The organism is Streptomyces sp. NPDC029159 (assembly GCF_055564055.1).
In genome coordinates, this window is sequence record NZ_JBVHWT010000002.1 from 626,277 (window position 1) to 639,660 (window position 13,384).

The 13,384-nt window shown below is 73.6% G+C and carries 13 protein-coding genes; 8 read left to right on the top strand and 5 right to left on the bottom strand.

Features of this window, described 5'->3' with window-relative positions; genetic code table 11:
* Position 1 precedes the first annotated feature (1 nt).
* Complete coding sequence (locus ACZ4U4_RS06810) at positions 2–1,423, top strand: phytoene desaturase family protein (RefSeq protein ID WP_467869675.1); 1,422 nt, start codon at positions 2–4, stop codon at positions 1,421–1,423.
* Positions 1,424–1,516: 93 nt separating this feature from the next.
* Here ACZ4U4_RS06810 and soxR read toward each other — a convergent pair whose 3' ends face one another.
* Positions 1,517–1,981: a redox-sensitive transcriptional activator SoxR gene (gene soxR, locus ACZ4U4_RS06815; RefSeq protein WP_467869677.1), complete on the bottom strand. Its 465-nt coding sequence runs from the start codon at positions 1,979–1,981 to the stop codon at positions 1,517–1,519.
* A 56-nt stretch (positions 1,982–2,037) separates the two neighbouring features.
* On the opposite strand from soxR, the gene ACZ4U4_RS06820 reads away from it, so the two are divergent.
* The gene (locus ACZ4U4_RS06820) at positions 2,038–3,552 is read left to right on the top strand and encodes an MFS transporter (RefSeq protein ID WP_467869679.1); all 1,515 of its coding nucleotides are present in this window, start codon (positions 2,038–2,040) and stop codon (positions 3,550–3,552) included.
* A 97-nt stretch (positions 3,553–3,649) separates the two neighbouring features.
* Positions 3,650–4,606 (top strand): NAD-dependent epimerase/dehydratase family protein, encoded by a 957-nt coding sequence (locus ACZ4U4_RS06825; RefSeq protein WP_467869681.1) that lies wholly within the window; start codon positions 3,650–3,652, stop codon positions 4,604–4,606.
* Between the two features lie 54 nt (positions 4,607–4,660).
* On the opposite strand, the gene ACZ4U4_RS06830 is transcribed toward ACZ4U4_RS06825, so the two are convergent.
* From ACZ4U4_RS06830 to ACZ4U4_RS06840, 3 genes are all read right to left on the bottom strand, one after another.
* The gene (locus tag ACZ4U4_RS06830; protein WP_467869683.1) at positions 4,661–5,161 is read right to left on the bottom strand and encodes a hypothetical protein; all 501 of its coding nucleotides are present in this window, start codon (positions 5,159–5,161) and stop codon (positions 4,661–4,663) included.
* 23 nt (positions 5,162–5,184) lie between these two features.
* Positions 5,185–6,264: a DNA polymerase III subunit beta family protein gene (locus ACZ4U4_RS06835; RefSeq protein WP_467869685.1), complete on the bottom strand. Its 1,080-nt coding sequence runs from the start codon at positions 6,262–6,264 to the stop codon at positions 5,185–5,187.
* 144 nt (positions 6,265–6,408) lie between these two features.
* Complete coding sequence (locus ACZ4U4_RS06840; RefSeq protein WP_467869687.1) at positions 6,409–6,936, bottom strand: winged helix-turn-helix transcriptional regulator; 528 nt, start codon at positions 6,934–6,936, stop codon at positions 6,409–6,411.
* A 74-nt stretch (positions 6,937–7,010) separates the two neighbouring features.
* On the opposite strand from ACZ4U4_RS06840, the gene ACZ4U4_RS06845 reads away from it, so the two are divergent.
* Positions 7,011–7,655: a dihydrofolate reductase family protein gene (locus tag ACZ4U4_RS06845; protein ID WP_467869689.1), complete on the top strand. Its 645-nt coding sequence runs from the start codon at positions 7,011–7,013 to the stop codon at positions 7,653–7,655.
* 73 nt (positions 7,656–7,728) lie between these two features.
* On the top strand, positions 7,729–8,277 hold the full coding sequence (locus ACZ4U4_RS06850; protein ID WP_467869691.1) for an O-acetyl-ADP-ribose deacetylase: 549 nt from the start codon (positions 7,729–7,731) through the stop codon (positions 8,275–8,277).
* Between the two features lie 23 nt (positions 8,278–8,300).
* Here ACZ4U4_RS06850 and ACZ4U4_RS06855 read toward each other — a convergent pair whose 3' ends face one another.
* The gene (locus ACZ4U4_RS06855; RefSeq protein ID WP_467869693.1) at positions 8,301–8,756 is read right to left on the bottom strand and encodes a MarR family winged helix-turn-helix transcriptional regulator; all 456 of its coding nucleotides are present in this window, start codon (positions 8,754–8,756) and stop codon (positions 8,301–8,303) included.
* A gap of 296 nt (positions 8,757–9,052) precedes the next feature.
* Between ACZ4U4_RS06855 and ACZ4U4_RS06860 the strand changes: the two genes are divergently transcribed.
* Genes ACZ4U4_RS06860 through ACZ4U4_RS06870 form a run of 3 tightly spaced genes read left to right on the top strand, consistent with a single transcriptional unit; the run spans position 9,053 to position 13,322 of the window.
* A complete protein-coding gene (locus ACZ4U4_RS06860) occupies positions 9,053–10,897 on the top strand; it encodes a flavin-containing monooxygenase (RefSeq protein ID WP_467869695.1) in 1,845 nt (614 codons plus the stop codon).
* The gene (locus ACZ4U4_RS06865) at positions 10,894–12,546 is read left to right on the top strand and encodes an SMP-30/gluconolactonase/LRE family protein (RefSeq protein ID WP_467869697.1); all 1,653 of its coding nucleotides are present in this window, start codon (positions 10,894–10,896) and stop codon (positions 12,544–12,546) included. Before ACZ4U4_RS06860 ends, ACZ4U4_RS06865 begins: the two co-directional genes overlap by 4 nt.
* Positions 12,543–13,322 (top strand): SDR family NAD(P)-dependent oxidoreductase, encoded by a 780-nt coding sequence (locus tag ACZ4U4_RS06870; protein ID WP_467869699.1) that lies wholly within the window; start codon positions 12,543–12,545, stop codon positions 13,320–13,322. Before ACZ4U4_RS06865 ends, ACZ4U4_RS06870 begins: the two co-directional genes overlap by 4 nt.
* Positions 13,323–13,384: the final 62 nt, after the last annotated feature.

The following is a 13,384-nucleotide window of genomic DNA, read 5'->3' on the forward strand; positions in this document are numbered from 1 at the left end:
AATGCTCGATGCCGTGGTGATCGGCGCAGGGCCCAACGGCCTGACGGCAGCGGTCGAACTGGCCCGCCGCGGGCTCGCCGTGGAGGTCTTCGAGGCCCGTGACACCATCGGCGGCGGCGCCCGCACCGAGGAGCTGACCCTCCCCGGCTTCCGCCACGACCCCTGCTCCGCCGCGCACCCCTTCGGCATCGGCTCCCCGGCGTTCGCCACCATGCCGCTCGCCCGCCACGGCCTCGAATGGCTCCACGCCGACCTGCCGATGGCGCACCCCTTCCCGGACGGTACGGCCGCGGTGCTCGCCCGCTCCGCCGCCGAGACCGCCCGCTCCTTCGGCGCCCACGACGCGGGTGCGTACCGCAGGCTCGTCGCCCCGTTCCTCGGCAAATGGGACACGATGGCGCAGGACTTCCTGCGCACCCAGTGGCTGGGCCTGCCGCGCGACCCGGTGACGTACGCCCGCTTCGGGCTGACCGCGATGCAGCCGATCACCCTGCTGGAGCGGCGTTTCCGCGACGAGAAGGCCCGCGGTCTGCTCGCCGGTCTCGCCGCTCACGCCATGGCTCCGCTCGGCGGCTTCGGCACCAGCGGCCTGGCCATGATGTTCGCGCTCGCCGGGCACGAGCGCGGCTGGCCGGTGGCGCGCGGCGGCTCCCAGGCGATCTCCGACGCGCTCGCCGGGCTGCTGGGCGAGCACGGCGGCACCGTCCACACCGACTTCGAGGTCAAGCGGCTCGACGATCTGCCCCCGGCCCGCGCCTACGTCTTCGACACCTCGCCCACCGCGCTCGCCCGTATCGCCGGTCTGGGCAACGCCTACCGCGGCGTCACGTACGGTCCGAGCGTCTTCAAGATCGACTACGCGCTCTCCGGCCCGGTGCCCTGGACCGCCGAGGAGGCCCGCCGCGCCGGGACCGTCCATATCGGCCCCACCAGCGGCGAGATCGCCGCCGCCCTCGACGCCGCCTCCCGGGGCGCGGACCCCACCGTCCCGTTCCTGATCACCACCCAGCCCAGCCTCATCGACCCCACCCGCGCCCCCGAGGGCAAGCACACCTTCTGGGCGTACGGCCATGTCCCCAACGGCTGGGAGGGGGATGCGACCGAGGTCGTCGAGCGGCAGATCGAGCGGTTCGCCCCCGGCTTCCGCGATCTGGTGCTGGCCCGCGCCGTCGCCGGGCCGCCCCAACTCGCCGCCCGCAACGCCAACTACGTCGGCGGCGACACCGCCACCGGCTCCGCCGCGGGGCTGCGCCTGCTGATCCGCCCCAAGCTCGCCCGCGTCCCGTACGCCACCGCGCACCCCGCCGTCTTCCTCTGCTCCCAGGCGACCCCGCCCGGCCCGGGCGTCCACGGCATGTCCGGCCACCACGCCGCCCGCTTCGTCTGGCGCCGGCTGGGCGGAGCGTCGGTACGCCGGCCGTAGGGGGCGCCGGCTCCCCGGACGCCGCGTCCGGCCGCGCCTGCCGAGGGCCCGGTGCGGTGAGGCGCCTCGCCCCTGCCGGGAGGGCGCGGCGCCTCACCGCTCCGGCCGCCGGCGCTCTCCTTTCCCGCGCCGCAAGGCCGTTCCGGGCGGGGCGAGTTCGTCGTCCGGGTTGACGATGGCGCAGCGGCTCATGGACAGGCAGCCGCAGCCGATGCAGTCGATGAACTGGGAGCGCATCTGCTGGAGCGTCTCGATGCGTTCCTCGATGGCCTCGCGCCAGAGGCCGGTGAGGTGTTCCCATTCGGCGCGGTTGGGGGCGCGGTCCTCGGGGAGCGTCCGCATCGCCTCGCGGATGTCCGCCAGGGGGATGCCGACTCCGGAGGCCATGCGGATCAGGGCGATCCGGCGCAGCAGATGGCGTGGGTAGCGGCGTTGGTTGCCCGCGGTGCGCTGCGGGCTGAGCAGGCCGAGGTCCTCGTAGTGGTGGAGGGCGGCGACGGTGGCGCCGCTGCGGTGGGCGGCCTCCCCGACGGTGAGCAGCTGATGGGCGTGGGACACACCCCGGACGATACGGGCTTGACCTCAGGTCTTCCCGAGGTTTTACCGTCGAGCGCATGTCCAGTGATCAGGATGAGCAGGTGAACGGGGCGTCCGGGCACGGTGGTTGGGGCGACCTGTTGGGAGGCCGGAACCGGCGGGTGGCCGTGGTGCTGGCCGGCGGCGTCGGGCTGTACGCGACGAACGTGTTCCTGACCACCAGCCTGCTGCCCGCAGCGGTGCAGGACATCGGCGGCGGGCAGTTCTACGCCTGGGTGACCACGGTCTTCCTGCTGGCGTCGGTGATCTCGTCGACGCTGGTGAGCACGGTGCTCCAGCGGCTGGGCGCCCGGAACGCGTACGGCGTGGCGCTGGGCTCCTTCGCGCTCGGCACGGTGGTGTGCGCGGTGGCGCCCGACATGGTGGTGATGCTGGCCGGACGGTTCGTGCAGGGGCTGGGCGGCGGCCTGCTGGCGGGGCTCGGGTACGCGCTCATCAGGTCACTGCTGCCGGACCGGCTCTGGTCGCTCGGCACGGCGCTGGTGTCCGGCATGTGGGGCGTGGGGACGTTCCTCGGCCCGGCGGTCGGCGGTGCGTTCGCCCAATTCGGCCTGTGGCGCGGTGCGATGGTGACGCTGCTGGTGGCGACGGTGCTGGTGATGGCCGTGGTGCCGCTGGCCGTTCCGGCGACGAAGGCCGGCGACGTGTCCCCGGCCGCGTCGCCACTGACGGTCGTCCTACTGGTGGGATCGGTGCTGCTGGTCGGCATCGGCAACGTGGTGGGATCGACGGCGGTGCTGGCGGCTCTGCTGGTGGCCGCCGTGGTCGGGCTGGCACTGGGCCTGGCGTACGACCGGCGCGGCGGCGGGCGCATCCTGCCCCGCTCGGCGTTCTCCTTCTCCTCACCGCTGCCCTGGTGCTACGCGGCGATCGCGCTGCTGTCGACGGCCTCGCAGATCGAGGCGTTCATCCCGCTGTTCGGACAGCGGCTCGCCGGTCTGGCCCCGCTGCTCGCGGGCTTCGTGGGCGCCGCCATCGCGCTGGGCTGGACGCTGGGGGAGATCCCCAGCGCCGGCGTCTCCCGGCTGTCCGGCAGGAGCCGGGTGGCCTCGGCCGGACCGCTCCTCATCACGGTGGGATTCGTGGCCACCGGACTGCTGGCCGCCCAGGGCATGGGAACCGGCCCGGTCATCGCCTGGGTGGCGGGCCTGCTGCTGGGCGGCGCCGGGATCGGCATCGCCTGGCCGCACGTGGCCACGCGGGTCATGGGCGGTGTGGCCTCGGAGGACGAGGGCGACACCGCGGCCGCGGCGATCAACACCGTCCAGCTCGTCTCCAACGCCGTCGGCTCCGCCGTCGCCGGCGTCCTCGTCCATCTCGGCGGCCCCGCACCGGCCGGTGCGGCACGGCTCTCGCTCTGCGGCATCGGGCTCACGGGCGTACTGGCAGCCTGGTGCGTATGGCGCGGCACGGCCGCCTGGCGGCACGGGAACGGCCCCCGGGACCAGGCCACCGCGGACGGAGCGGCTCCGGGGGAGGCGGCGGCCCGGCGGGCGCCGGATGCCGCTCCTGGGGTGACCGGCGAGCGGTGAGCGGCGGCGGGGGAGCCGCCCGGTCGGCTCTCGGCCCGGTCGTCTCCACACCCCATGCGATGGAAACGGCGATCGCGCGCCGCTACCGTCGGACACCATGCGCCTTCTCGTCCTTGGCGGTACCTCATTCGTGGGCCGGGCCCTCGTCGAAGACGCGCTCCAAGTGGGCGTGGACGTCACACTGTTCGGCCGGGGCCGGACGGGGCCCGAGCTGTTCCCGCGAGTGCCCCGGCTGACCGGCGACCGCGACACCGGTGACTACACGGCTCTACGGGAAGGGAGGTGGGACGCCGTCGTCGACGTCAGCGGCTATGTGCCGCGCCATGTCGGTCAGGCCATGGACACCCTCGGCGACCGCGTCGGAAGGTACCTCTTCATCTCCAGCCAAGCCGTATACGTCCGCACGGGCGTGGCCGCCGGAGCGGACGAGGACACCCCGCGCCGACGGCCCGTCCGGCACACCGAAGAGCTGACGGAGGAGACCTACGGACCGCTCAAAGCGGCGTGCGAGGACGATGTATTCGCCCGGTACGGCGCGCGGGCGACGGTGGTGCGGCCGGGAAAGGTCGTGGGGCCCCACGACGGGCAAGAAGGCGTCACCTACTGGCTGCGCCGGGCCGCGCGCGGCGGTCGGGTGGCGCTACCGGGCCGCCCGGAACAGCCGGTACAGGTGGTCGACTCCCGGGACCTGGCCCGCCTGATCATGCGGCTGTTGACGGACGACCGACCCGGCGCCTTCCATGCCGTCGGGCCGGCCGAACCGACCACCCTGGGCGGGCTGATCCACGCCTGCGCACGGATCGCGGGCAGCAGTGTCGACCTCGTGCCGGTGCCGGCCTGCGCGGTGTCACCGCAACTCCCGCTGGTCCGGCCCGAGCCGATGTGGTCGACCCAGCAGCGCAGCCCGGCGCGGGCACGGGCAGCCGGTATGCCCGCGACCCCGCTGGAGGTCACCCTCTCCGACGTGCTCGCCTGGGACCGCGCACGCGGCGAACCGCCCCTGGACCACGGCTTGACCCCACAGGAGGAAGCGCGGCTGCTGGCCGGGGCGTGATCCGAGGCGGCCGCACGCTGCCGACCGGCGCCGGGCCGGGTACCTGTGGCAAGGTCACACGGCAGGCCCGGGCGCCGACGCTCGCCTGACGATATCCCGCCGGGCGATGGCCTCGGTGACCTCCTCCAGCGCGGTGCGCAGGAGATCGCCGTAGGAGTCCTGCGGAAGGTGGTGGGCGTGCTCGTTGGCCGCGTCGATGTGTGCGGTGGCGGCGTCGAAGGAGCCGAGGCGGCGGTAGTTGTCCGCGAGGTTGAGGTGGAGGGAGGGGTAGAAGCCGGCGATGTGGAGGTCGGAGTGGTGCTGCCGGACGCGCTGTTCGGTCACCGCGTCGGCGGCATCCAGGGCTCGGACGTCCCAGCTCAGGGCCTGAGCGGGATCCTCCTGGAGATCGGCCAGGTAGTGCGCGAGAGTGCAGCGGTGGAGCGGGTCGCCGGTGACGCCGATCGCGGACCAGAGGTCCAGGAGCTTCCGGCGGGCGGAGGCGGTGTCGCCGGCTCGTCCTTCGGTGACGGCCCGGCCGATGGCGTCCATGGTGGGGTCGGGGGCAGCGGCCATGGGTGGACTCCTCGTCGTCGTGCTCAGGCGGGGTGGCCGTGCTTGACGGGCATGGCCAAGGTGGTGAGATCGCCGCGGGCGGCGGAGCGGATGGTCACGGGCTGGTCGGGCCCGCGCAGGTCGAGCAGTACGTCCGGGCCGATAGCCGTGCTGACGGCGGGGTAGAGCGTGGTCAGTTCGAACGAGATCCGCAGTGCCTGGCCGGTGAACGTGACCGGGAGCGGGGGAGAGGGGAGTTCCGCACCGTCCGGCAGGATCGGCAGGACGGCCATTCCTCCCTCGCTCATCTGCAGCGTGACCCGATCGCCGGGGTGTTCTTCCAGCGCTCGCAGCAGCGGTTCCTTGGCGACCGTGACACAGGTGGTGGCCTCGCGCAGTGATTCCAGCATCAGCCGGTGGTCGGGGAAGTCCTCGGTCAGTAACCGCCAGTGCCGGTCTTCCCGGTCGGTCGGGCGGAGCCGGATTCCGTGCGGCGTCGCTTCGATGCGGACCAGCGGGCTACGGCGGATGTCGGGGAGCGAGGCGCGCAGCTCGTCGCCGTGGACCGTGGCCGCCCAGGTCACCGTCGGCGTCTCGACGGGCACCAGGGTGCGGATCGAGAGGCGGTAGCGGTCGGTGGCGGTCAGGGTGACCGCTTCGGGGTTCGCCTCGATGCGCAGGCCGTTGAGCACCGGCATCCCCGGCTCATGTGCGGTCACCGCCAGGACCTGCTCGACCGCGTCGGCCAGTACGGGTCCCTTCAGCGCCGCGATCAGTGGAGCGGGCGCCGTGGTGAGTGAGGACTTGAGGGCGGCTGCCGTACGTTCGGCTGCAGCGGCGTCGATCCGTACCTGTGCGAGGTACGCGTCGATCAGGTGGGACGCCTCGTCGGCCTCGGCGTCGAGGACCGCCTCGACAGTCTTGAGCGGCATGGCCATCTCGCGGAGACGGCGGAGCACGGTCGCCCGTGCGACCTGTTCGGGGCGGTAGTAGCGGTAGCCGGAGAGCTGGTCGACCGCTGCCGGGTGGAGCAGCCCGGAGTCGGCGTAGAACCGCAAGGCGCTCGCTGTCAGACCGCTGCGTCGGGCGAAGGCCCCGATCGGCATCAACTCGGAGTTCGGCACCCCGCCATCGTGGGGCTTCAAGCAGCTCGAAGGTCAAATGTGAACTCGGTGGAGCCGGTGACCGTCCCGTGGGCGGGAGCATCGCGGCGTTCGAGCCGCGCGCCGCCGCCGTTCCGGGGTGGCCGCCCGGGACCGCCCCGTCGCCTACCCCTCCGCGGCGGCGCGTTCGTAGGCCCGGGTGAGTTCGGCGAGGACGCCGTCGGTGGGGAGGGGGTGGCCTTCGAGGTGGGTGGCGCGGAGTTCGGCCATGAAGCGGGCGCCCAGTTCGGGGCCGCCGGCTGCGAGGAGCTGGGCGCGGATGGACAGTTCGGGCGTGGTGGGGAGCCAGCGGGCGCCCCAGGCGCCCAGTTGGGTGAGGACCGGGACGAGTTGGATGGCGGCCTCGGTGAGCCGGTACTCGATCTTCTGGCGGTGGCTCGGGTCGTCGTGCCGGGTCAGCAGCCCGGCGCCGGTGAGCTTGGTGAGGCGGGCGGCGAGGATGTTCGACGCGATGCCCTCGACGGAGTGGGTGAGCAGTTCGCGGAAGTGCCGGTGGCCGCTGAACATCAGGTCCCGCAGCACGATCAGGCTCCAGCGGTCGCCCAGCAGCTCGACGGTGAGGTTGATCGGGCAGCCCGACTTCCCCGGCGGCACAGGAAGTCGTCGGGCCGATTCCGCTTGCGGGCTGTCCATGGTGGAGTACCGTACCACCGGTTGTTGTTTGCAATCGGATGCCGGGGTTGACTCCGGCCCCTTGAGGAGGGCTCATGTCACAGCTGTTGCGGGTGCAGTGCTTCACCGTGTCGCGGGACGGTTTCGGTTCCGGCGAGGGGCAGAGCCTGGAACGGCCCTTCGGGCACGCGGACCCCGCCGCACTGTTCTCCTGGGCGGGCGCCACCGCGAGCTGGGTGAACCGCACGGACCCCGGCGGCACCCGCGGTCTGGACGACTACTTCACCCGCGACCACACCACCAACATCGGGGCGGAGATCATGGGGCGCAACAAGTTCGGCCCCCAGCACGGGCCTTGGGAGGGCCACACGTGGCAGGGCTGGTGGGGCGACACCCCACCGTTCCGCACCCCGGTCTTCGTCCTCACCCACCACCCGCGCCCGTCCCTCTCCCTGGCCGACACCACCTTCCACTTCCTCGACGCGACCCCGGCCGAGGCGCTGGCCCGCGCGAAGGAAGCCGCAGGCGGGCGCGATGTCCGCCTCGGCGGGGGAGTCGCCACCGTCCGGGAGTTCCTCGCCGCCGACCTGGTCGACACCCTGCACATCGCCGTCGCCCCCGTCGACCTGCACCGCGGCGCACGCCTCTGGGAGAGCCCCGACGAACTCCTCGACCGCTTCCACCTGGAGAAGGTGGAGAGCTCCAGCGGCATCACCCACCATCTCTTCTGGAGGCGCTGACCGGCCCGTTCCGCCCGCGCCGCCCCCGTAAGCCTGACGCGCTGTCGCCCAGGCACCCCCTAGGCTCCCGCCCATGAACGACGCATCCGATGCCGCCCCGGTCCCGCCCTCCGGACCCCGCCTCGTGCTCGTCCGGGGTGACATCGCCGAGCAGGAGGTGGACGCGGTGGTGAACGCCGCCAACTCCTCGTTGCTGGGCGGCGGGGGAGTGGACGGCGCGATCCACCGGCGGGGCGGTCCGGAGGTGCTGGCCGCCTGCCGGGAGCTGCGGGCGTCGCAGTACGGGCGGGGGCTGCCGACGGGCCGGGCGGTCGCGACCACGGCGGGCCGGCTGCCGGCGCGCTGGGTGATCCACACCGTCGGCCCCCGCCACTCGCCGGACGAGGACCGGTCCGCGCTGCTCGCCTCCTGCTACCGGGAGTCGCTGCGCACCGCCGATGAACTGGGCGCGCGCACCGTTGCCTTCCCCGCGGTCTCCGCCGGGATCTACGGCTGGCCGATGGCGGACGCCGCGCGGATCGCGGTGGCGACGGTACAGGCCACGCCGACCGCGGTGGAGGAGGTCAGGTTCGTCCTCTTCGACGACCGGGCGTACGAGGCGTTCGCCGCACAGCTGACCTGACCCCGCGGGGCCCGGCTCCGCTCTCACTCACCCCGCGGCCAAGGCTGTCCCCCCGAGCGTTCGATGTCGGCGTTGAAGCGGTGCAGATAGGCGGCGAAGGCGGTGAGGTCCTCGTCCGACCAGTCGGCCATGACGTGGTCCAGGGCGCGGACCGTTCCCGCGCGTTCCTCGTCGAGGGCGCGGGCGCCCTTGTCGGTGAGGCGGAACTTGCGGGCCATACCGCCGTCGGGGTCGGGGATACGTTCCACATGGCCGGCGCGGAGGGCCGCGGCGGTCTGCCGGTTGAGGGTGGAGGGGTCGAGGCCGAAGGCGTCGGTCAGTTCGCCGATCGACATGGGCCCCTGGACACGGATGCGGCTGAGCAGGAGATAGACGCTGTGGTCCAGTTCGCCGCCGCGGCGGCGCCCGCCCCGCCGGTTCAGCGTGTGGCGGCTGAGCAGCATCTGCTCGTACTCGATCGCGTCTGTCGGTCTGTTCATACCTGCCGTCGCTTCCTGACTCCTGCCATGTGACATCCCGTCACTTTCCCGGCTCCCGCCGCGGAGAACCGGCCGTCTGTCATCCTCTCACGCGCTATGCGTCGTGCATATCGTGTGCATGATGCATAGTGTGTGCGTGATGCACATCGCCGCGGATCGGCGGTGGTGTCCCGCATGCCGTGCCGCCGGGCGCTCCGCCCGGCCCGTGTCGCCCGTACCGCCCCACTCCCTGCCGCCGCCCGGTCCGTACCGCGTCCGCGCCGCGGCACGGACCACGGAGAGGAAGAGGAACACCCATGCCCTACCCCCAAGGCACCCCCGTTCCGCCCGACGGACCGCAGGTCGACGACGGTCTGGAGGCCCTCCGTGCCCGCTACCGCGCCGAACGGGACCGCCGCGTCCGGCCGGCGGGACGTGGGCAGTACCAGCAGGTCACCGGCCGGTTCGGCTACTACGACGAAGACCCGTACGCCGACGGTGAGTTCACCCGGGAGCCGCTGGCGGACCGCGTCGAGGTGGTGATCCTCGGCGGCGGGTTCGGCGGGCTGCTCGCGGGGGCGCGCCTGCGGCAGGCGGGCGTGGAATCGATCCGGGTGATCGAGAAGGGCGGCGACTTCGGCGGCACCTGGTACTGGAACCGCTACCCGGGCATCCACTGCGACATCGAGTCGTACATCTACCTGCCGCTGCTGGAGGAGCTGGACTACGTCCCGAAGTGGCGGTACGCGCCCGGCGAGGAGATCCGGCAGCACGCCCGGGCGATCGGCGACGCCTTCGACCTCTACCGCGACGCCTGCTTCCGCACGCAGATCACCGAGTTGCGCTGGGACGAGGAGGCGGCCGAATGGCTCGTCGCCACCGACCGCGGCGACCGGATACGCGCCCGCTACGTGGTGACCGCCAGCGGCACCCTCAGCGAGGCGAAACTCCCCGGCATACCGGGCATCGAGACGTTCCGGGGCCACACCTTCCACACCAGCCGCTGGGACTACGCGTACACCGGCGGTGACGCCGACGGGAACCTCCACCGCCTCGCGGACAAGCGCGTCGCCCTGATCGGCACCGGCGCCACCGCCATCCAGTGCGTCCCCCACCTCGGCGCCGACGCCCGGGAGCTGTACGTCTTCCAGCGCACCCCCTCCTCGGTCGACGTCCGCGGCAACCGCCCCACCGACCCGGAGTGGGCCGCCTCGCTGACCCCCGGCTGGCAGCGGCGTCGCCGGGAGAACTTCCTCTCCCTCGTCACCGGCGGTCAGGTGGCCGAGGACCTGGTCGACGACGGCTGGACCAGCACCGCCCGCCTCCAGCAGAAACTCATCCCCAGCGACAGCTACGCCGCCGTCCCGCCCGAGGAGCGCGAACGCGCCTACGAGCTGGCCGACTTCCGGAAGATGGACGAGATCCGGGCCCGGGTCGACGCCGTCGTCACCGACCCGGCGACCGCGGAGCTCCTCAAGCCCTGGTACCGCTACATGTGCAAGCGGCCCACCTTCAGCGACAGCTACCTCCAGACGTTCAACCGCCCGAACGTCACCCTCGTCGACACCGCCGACAGCCACGGCGTGGAGCGGATCACCGAGGACGCCGTCGTGGTCGGCGGCCGCAGCTACGAGGTCGACTGCCTCATCTTCGGCACCGGCTTCGAGGTCGGCGTCTCCGGACTGACCTCCGGACGGCTGCCGGTGTACGGCAGGGACGGCGTCACGCTGACCGACACCTGGCGCCGGCACGGCCCCCGAACGCTCCACGGCTTCTACAGCCCCGGCTTCCCCAACCTCTTCCAGCTCGGGCCGCTGCAGAACGCCAGCTCCGTCAATTACGCCCACATCCTCGACGAGCAGGCCACCCATGTCGCCGAGGTCGTCGCCGCGGCCCGCCGCAGCGGCGCCCGCTACGTCGAGCCGACCGCCGAGGCGACCGACGCCTGGGTCGCCACCATCCGCGAGAAGGCCGCCGACCTCTACGCCTTCCAGGCCGAATGCACCCCCGGCTACTACAACAACGAGGGCCGCCCCCGCGAGCGCAGCGAGTCGTTCGGCGACGGACCGGTCGCCTTCCACGCCCTGCTCCGCGCCTGGCGCGAGGGCGGCGGAATGCGCGAGGTGCTGGTCGGCGCGGAGCCGCAGGAGGAGGGCCGGTGAGCCCCGGCCGCTACGGCCCCGCCGAGCCGTCGTCCCCCACCGGCCGCCGGCTGCGGCGGCTCAACCTGCCCAACCCGCTGTGGGGTTCGAACGGCGTCGCCTTCGGCCCCGACGGACGGCTGTACGTCGCACAGTTCCTGGCCGGGCAGATCAGTGCTGTCGACCCGGCCACCGGGGACGTCGAGGTCGTCGTCCCGATGGACGGCCCGGTGCAGTCCCCCGACGACCTCGCCTTCGGCGCCGACGGCTCGATGTACATCGCCGACCTCGTCCCCGGGCGGGTCTGGCGCCGCACCCCGCAGGGCGAGTTCAGCCTCGTCTCCGACGAGGTCGCCGTGGTCAACGGCATCACCTGCGTCGGCGACCGGCTCTTCGTCAACGAGATGCGGATGAACGGCCGCCTCCTCGAACTGTTCCCCGACGGCGGCACACCCCGGGTCCTCACCGAGGGCCTGGCGCTGGGCAACGCCATGCAGCTCGGGCCGGACGGCCACCTCTACTACCCGCACATGGTCACCGGCCAGGTCTGGCGGATCGCGCCGGACGGCGGGGCGCCGGAGATGGTCGCCGACGAGGTGCACGAACCGGTCGCGGTCCGCTTCGACCGCGGCGGTGTGCTCTCCGTCCTCTCCCGGGGCGTCGAGGGGCTCGTCACCCGTATCGACCTGCACGGCACGGGCTCCCGGACGGTCGTCACCAGCGGCCTCGCGGGCCTCGACAACGCCGCGTTCGACGCCGAGAACCGGATGTTCGTCTCCAGCTACGCCAGCGGCGGCATCACCGAACTCCACCCCGACGGCCGCACCCGGGAGATCGTCCCGCGCGGACTCGACGGCCCCTACGGCGTGACCGTCGCCCCCACCGGCACGGTCCACGCCGCCGACCACTACCGGGTGGCCGGGCCCGTGGACGGTGCCCCCGACGGCGTCCCCACCGAGGTCCTGCGGCCGTTCGCCCACGGCATCGCCGCCGACGGCGACCTCCTCCACCTCACCTCCCAGTACGGTGAGATCACCACGTACGACCCGGCCGACGGCACCACCCGGGTCCGGGCGCGCGGGCTGCGGCAGCCGACCGGGCTGTGCCTGCGGCCCGGCGGCGGGCTGCTCGTCGCCGAGACGGGCGCGGGCCGGGTCCTCGCCCTCGGCGCGGACGACACCGTCACGGCGCTGGCTGAGGGGCTGGAGCGGCCCGTGGACGTCGCGGTCGACGCGGACGGCCGCTGCTACGTGAGCGAGGAGCGGCGCGGCGCGGTGCTGCGGCTCGACGACGGCGGGGCCACCGTCGTCGCGGACGGCCTTGACGCGCCGCAGGGGCTGGCCGTCCACGGCGACGAGCTGTTCGTGGTGGAGACCGGCGCGCGGCGGCTGACCGCGCTCTCGCTCACCACCGGCGAACGGCGCGTCGAGGCCGAGGGGCTGGCGGTCGGCCCGCCGCCGGGCACCGCGCCCCGGGAGCGCCCCGCACTCTTCACCCACGGCATGCCCGGGGTGGCCCCGCCGTTCGCCGGGCTCGCCGCGGCCCCCGACGGCTCGCTCCTCCTCGCCGCCAACGGCGAGGGCACGGTGCTGCGGCTGTCGGCCCGTGGCGCGCCGGAGCGGGACGCGGCGCCCGACGATGTCACCGCTGATCACGAGGAGACCCCATGAGCACCCCCACGCCCACCCCCACGCCTGCCGGACGCTCCGTCGTCGTCACCGGCGCCGCCTCCGGCATCGGCCGCGCCGCGGCCCTGAAGTTCGCCGCGGACGGGGACCGGGTCCTGGCCGCGGACCTGGACCGCGAGGGCGTCGAGGCCACCGTCCGTGCGATCGAGGAGGCCGGCGGCACCGCCCTCGCGGTCGCCGGTGACCTCGGCGAACAGCAGGTCGTCGACGCCGTCGTCGCCCGGGCCGTCGCGGCCTTCGGCGGACTGGACGTCCTGGTCAACAACGCCGGGATCATGGACCGGATGTCCGCCCTCGGCGAGACCGGTGACGCGGAGTGGGAGCGGGTCCTGCACATCAACCTCACCGCCCCCTTCCTGCTGACCCGCGCCGCACTGCCGCACCTGCTGTCCGCCGGTGGCGGCGCGATCGTCTTCACCGCCTCCGAGGCGGGGCTGCGCGGCGGCGCCGCCGGAGCCGCCTACACCGCCGCCAAGCACGGCGTGGCCGGGCTGGTGAAGAGCCTCGCGGTCACCTACCGCGACCAGGGCATCCGCGCCAACGCCGTCGCGCCCGGCCCCACCGCCACCGGCATCCGCGTCGACGCGGCACCCGAGGCCCACGGCCCCGCGGTGATCGGCCGGCTGATCGGCGCGGTCACCGGCCGCATCAGCACCCCCGAGGAACAGGCCGCCGCGATCACCTTCCTCGCCTCCGACGCCGCCTCGTTCATCAACGGCGCCGTCCTGCCGGTGGACGGGGGCTGGTCGGCGGTCTGAGCCCGGGCGGCCCGGCGGCTGCCCGGACCGGCGGCGGGCGGGCGCCGGGCCCGCCGCCCCGG

Excerpts from the sequence above, each read along its gene's own strand:
- ACZ4U4_RS06810 (WP_467869675.1), top strand. The coding sequence starts at position 2 with ATGCTCGATGCCGTGGTGATCGGCGCAGGGCCCAACGGCCTGACGGCA.
- ACZ4U4_RS06820 (WP_467869679.1), top strand. The coding sequence starts at position 2,038 with ATGTCCAGTGATCAGGATGAGCAGGTGAACGGGGCGTCCGGGCACGGT.
- ACZ4U4_RS06825 (WP_467869681.1), top strand. The coding sequence starts at position 3,650 with ATGCGCCTTCTCGTCCTTGGCGGTACCTCATTCGTGGGCCGGGCCCTC.
- ACZ4U4_RS06830 (WP_467869683.1), bottom strand. The coding sequence starts at position 5,161 with ATGGCCGCTGCCCCCGACCCCACCATGGACGCCATCGGCCGGGCCGTC.
- ACZ4U4_RS06840 (WP_467869687.1), bottom strand. The coding sequence starts at position 6,936 with ATGGACAGCCCGCAAGCGGAATCGGCCCGACGACTTCCTGTGCCGCCG.
- ACZ4U4_RS06845 (WP_467869689.1), top strand. The coding sequence starts at position 7,011 with ATGTCACAGCTGTTGCGGGTGCAGTGCTTCACCGTGTCGCGGGACGGT.
- ACZ4U4_RS06850 (WP_467869691.1), top strand. The coding sequence starts at position 7,729 with ATGAACGACGCATCCGATGCCGCCCCGGTCCCGCCCTCCGGACCCCGC.
- ACZ4U4_RS06855 (WP_467869693.1), bottom strand. The coding sequence starts at position 8,756 with ATGAACAGACCGACAGACGCGATCGAGTACGAGCAGATGCTGCTCAGC.
- ACZ4U4_RS06860 (WP_467869695.1), top strand. The coding sequence starts at position 9,053 with ATGCCCTACCCCCAAGGCACCCCCGTTCCGCCCGACGGACCGCAGGTC.
- ACZ4U4_RS06870 (WP_467869699.1), top strand. The coding sequence starts at position 12,543 with ATGAGCACCCCCACGCCCACCCCCACGCCTGCCGGACGCTCCGTCGTC.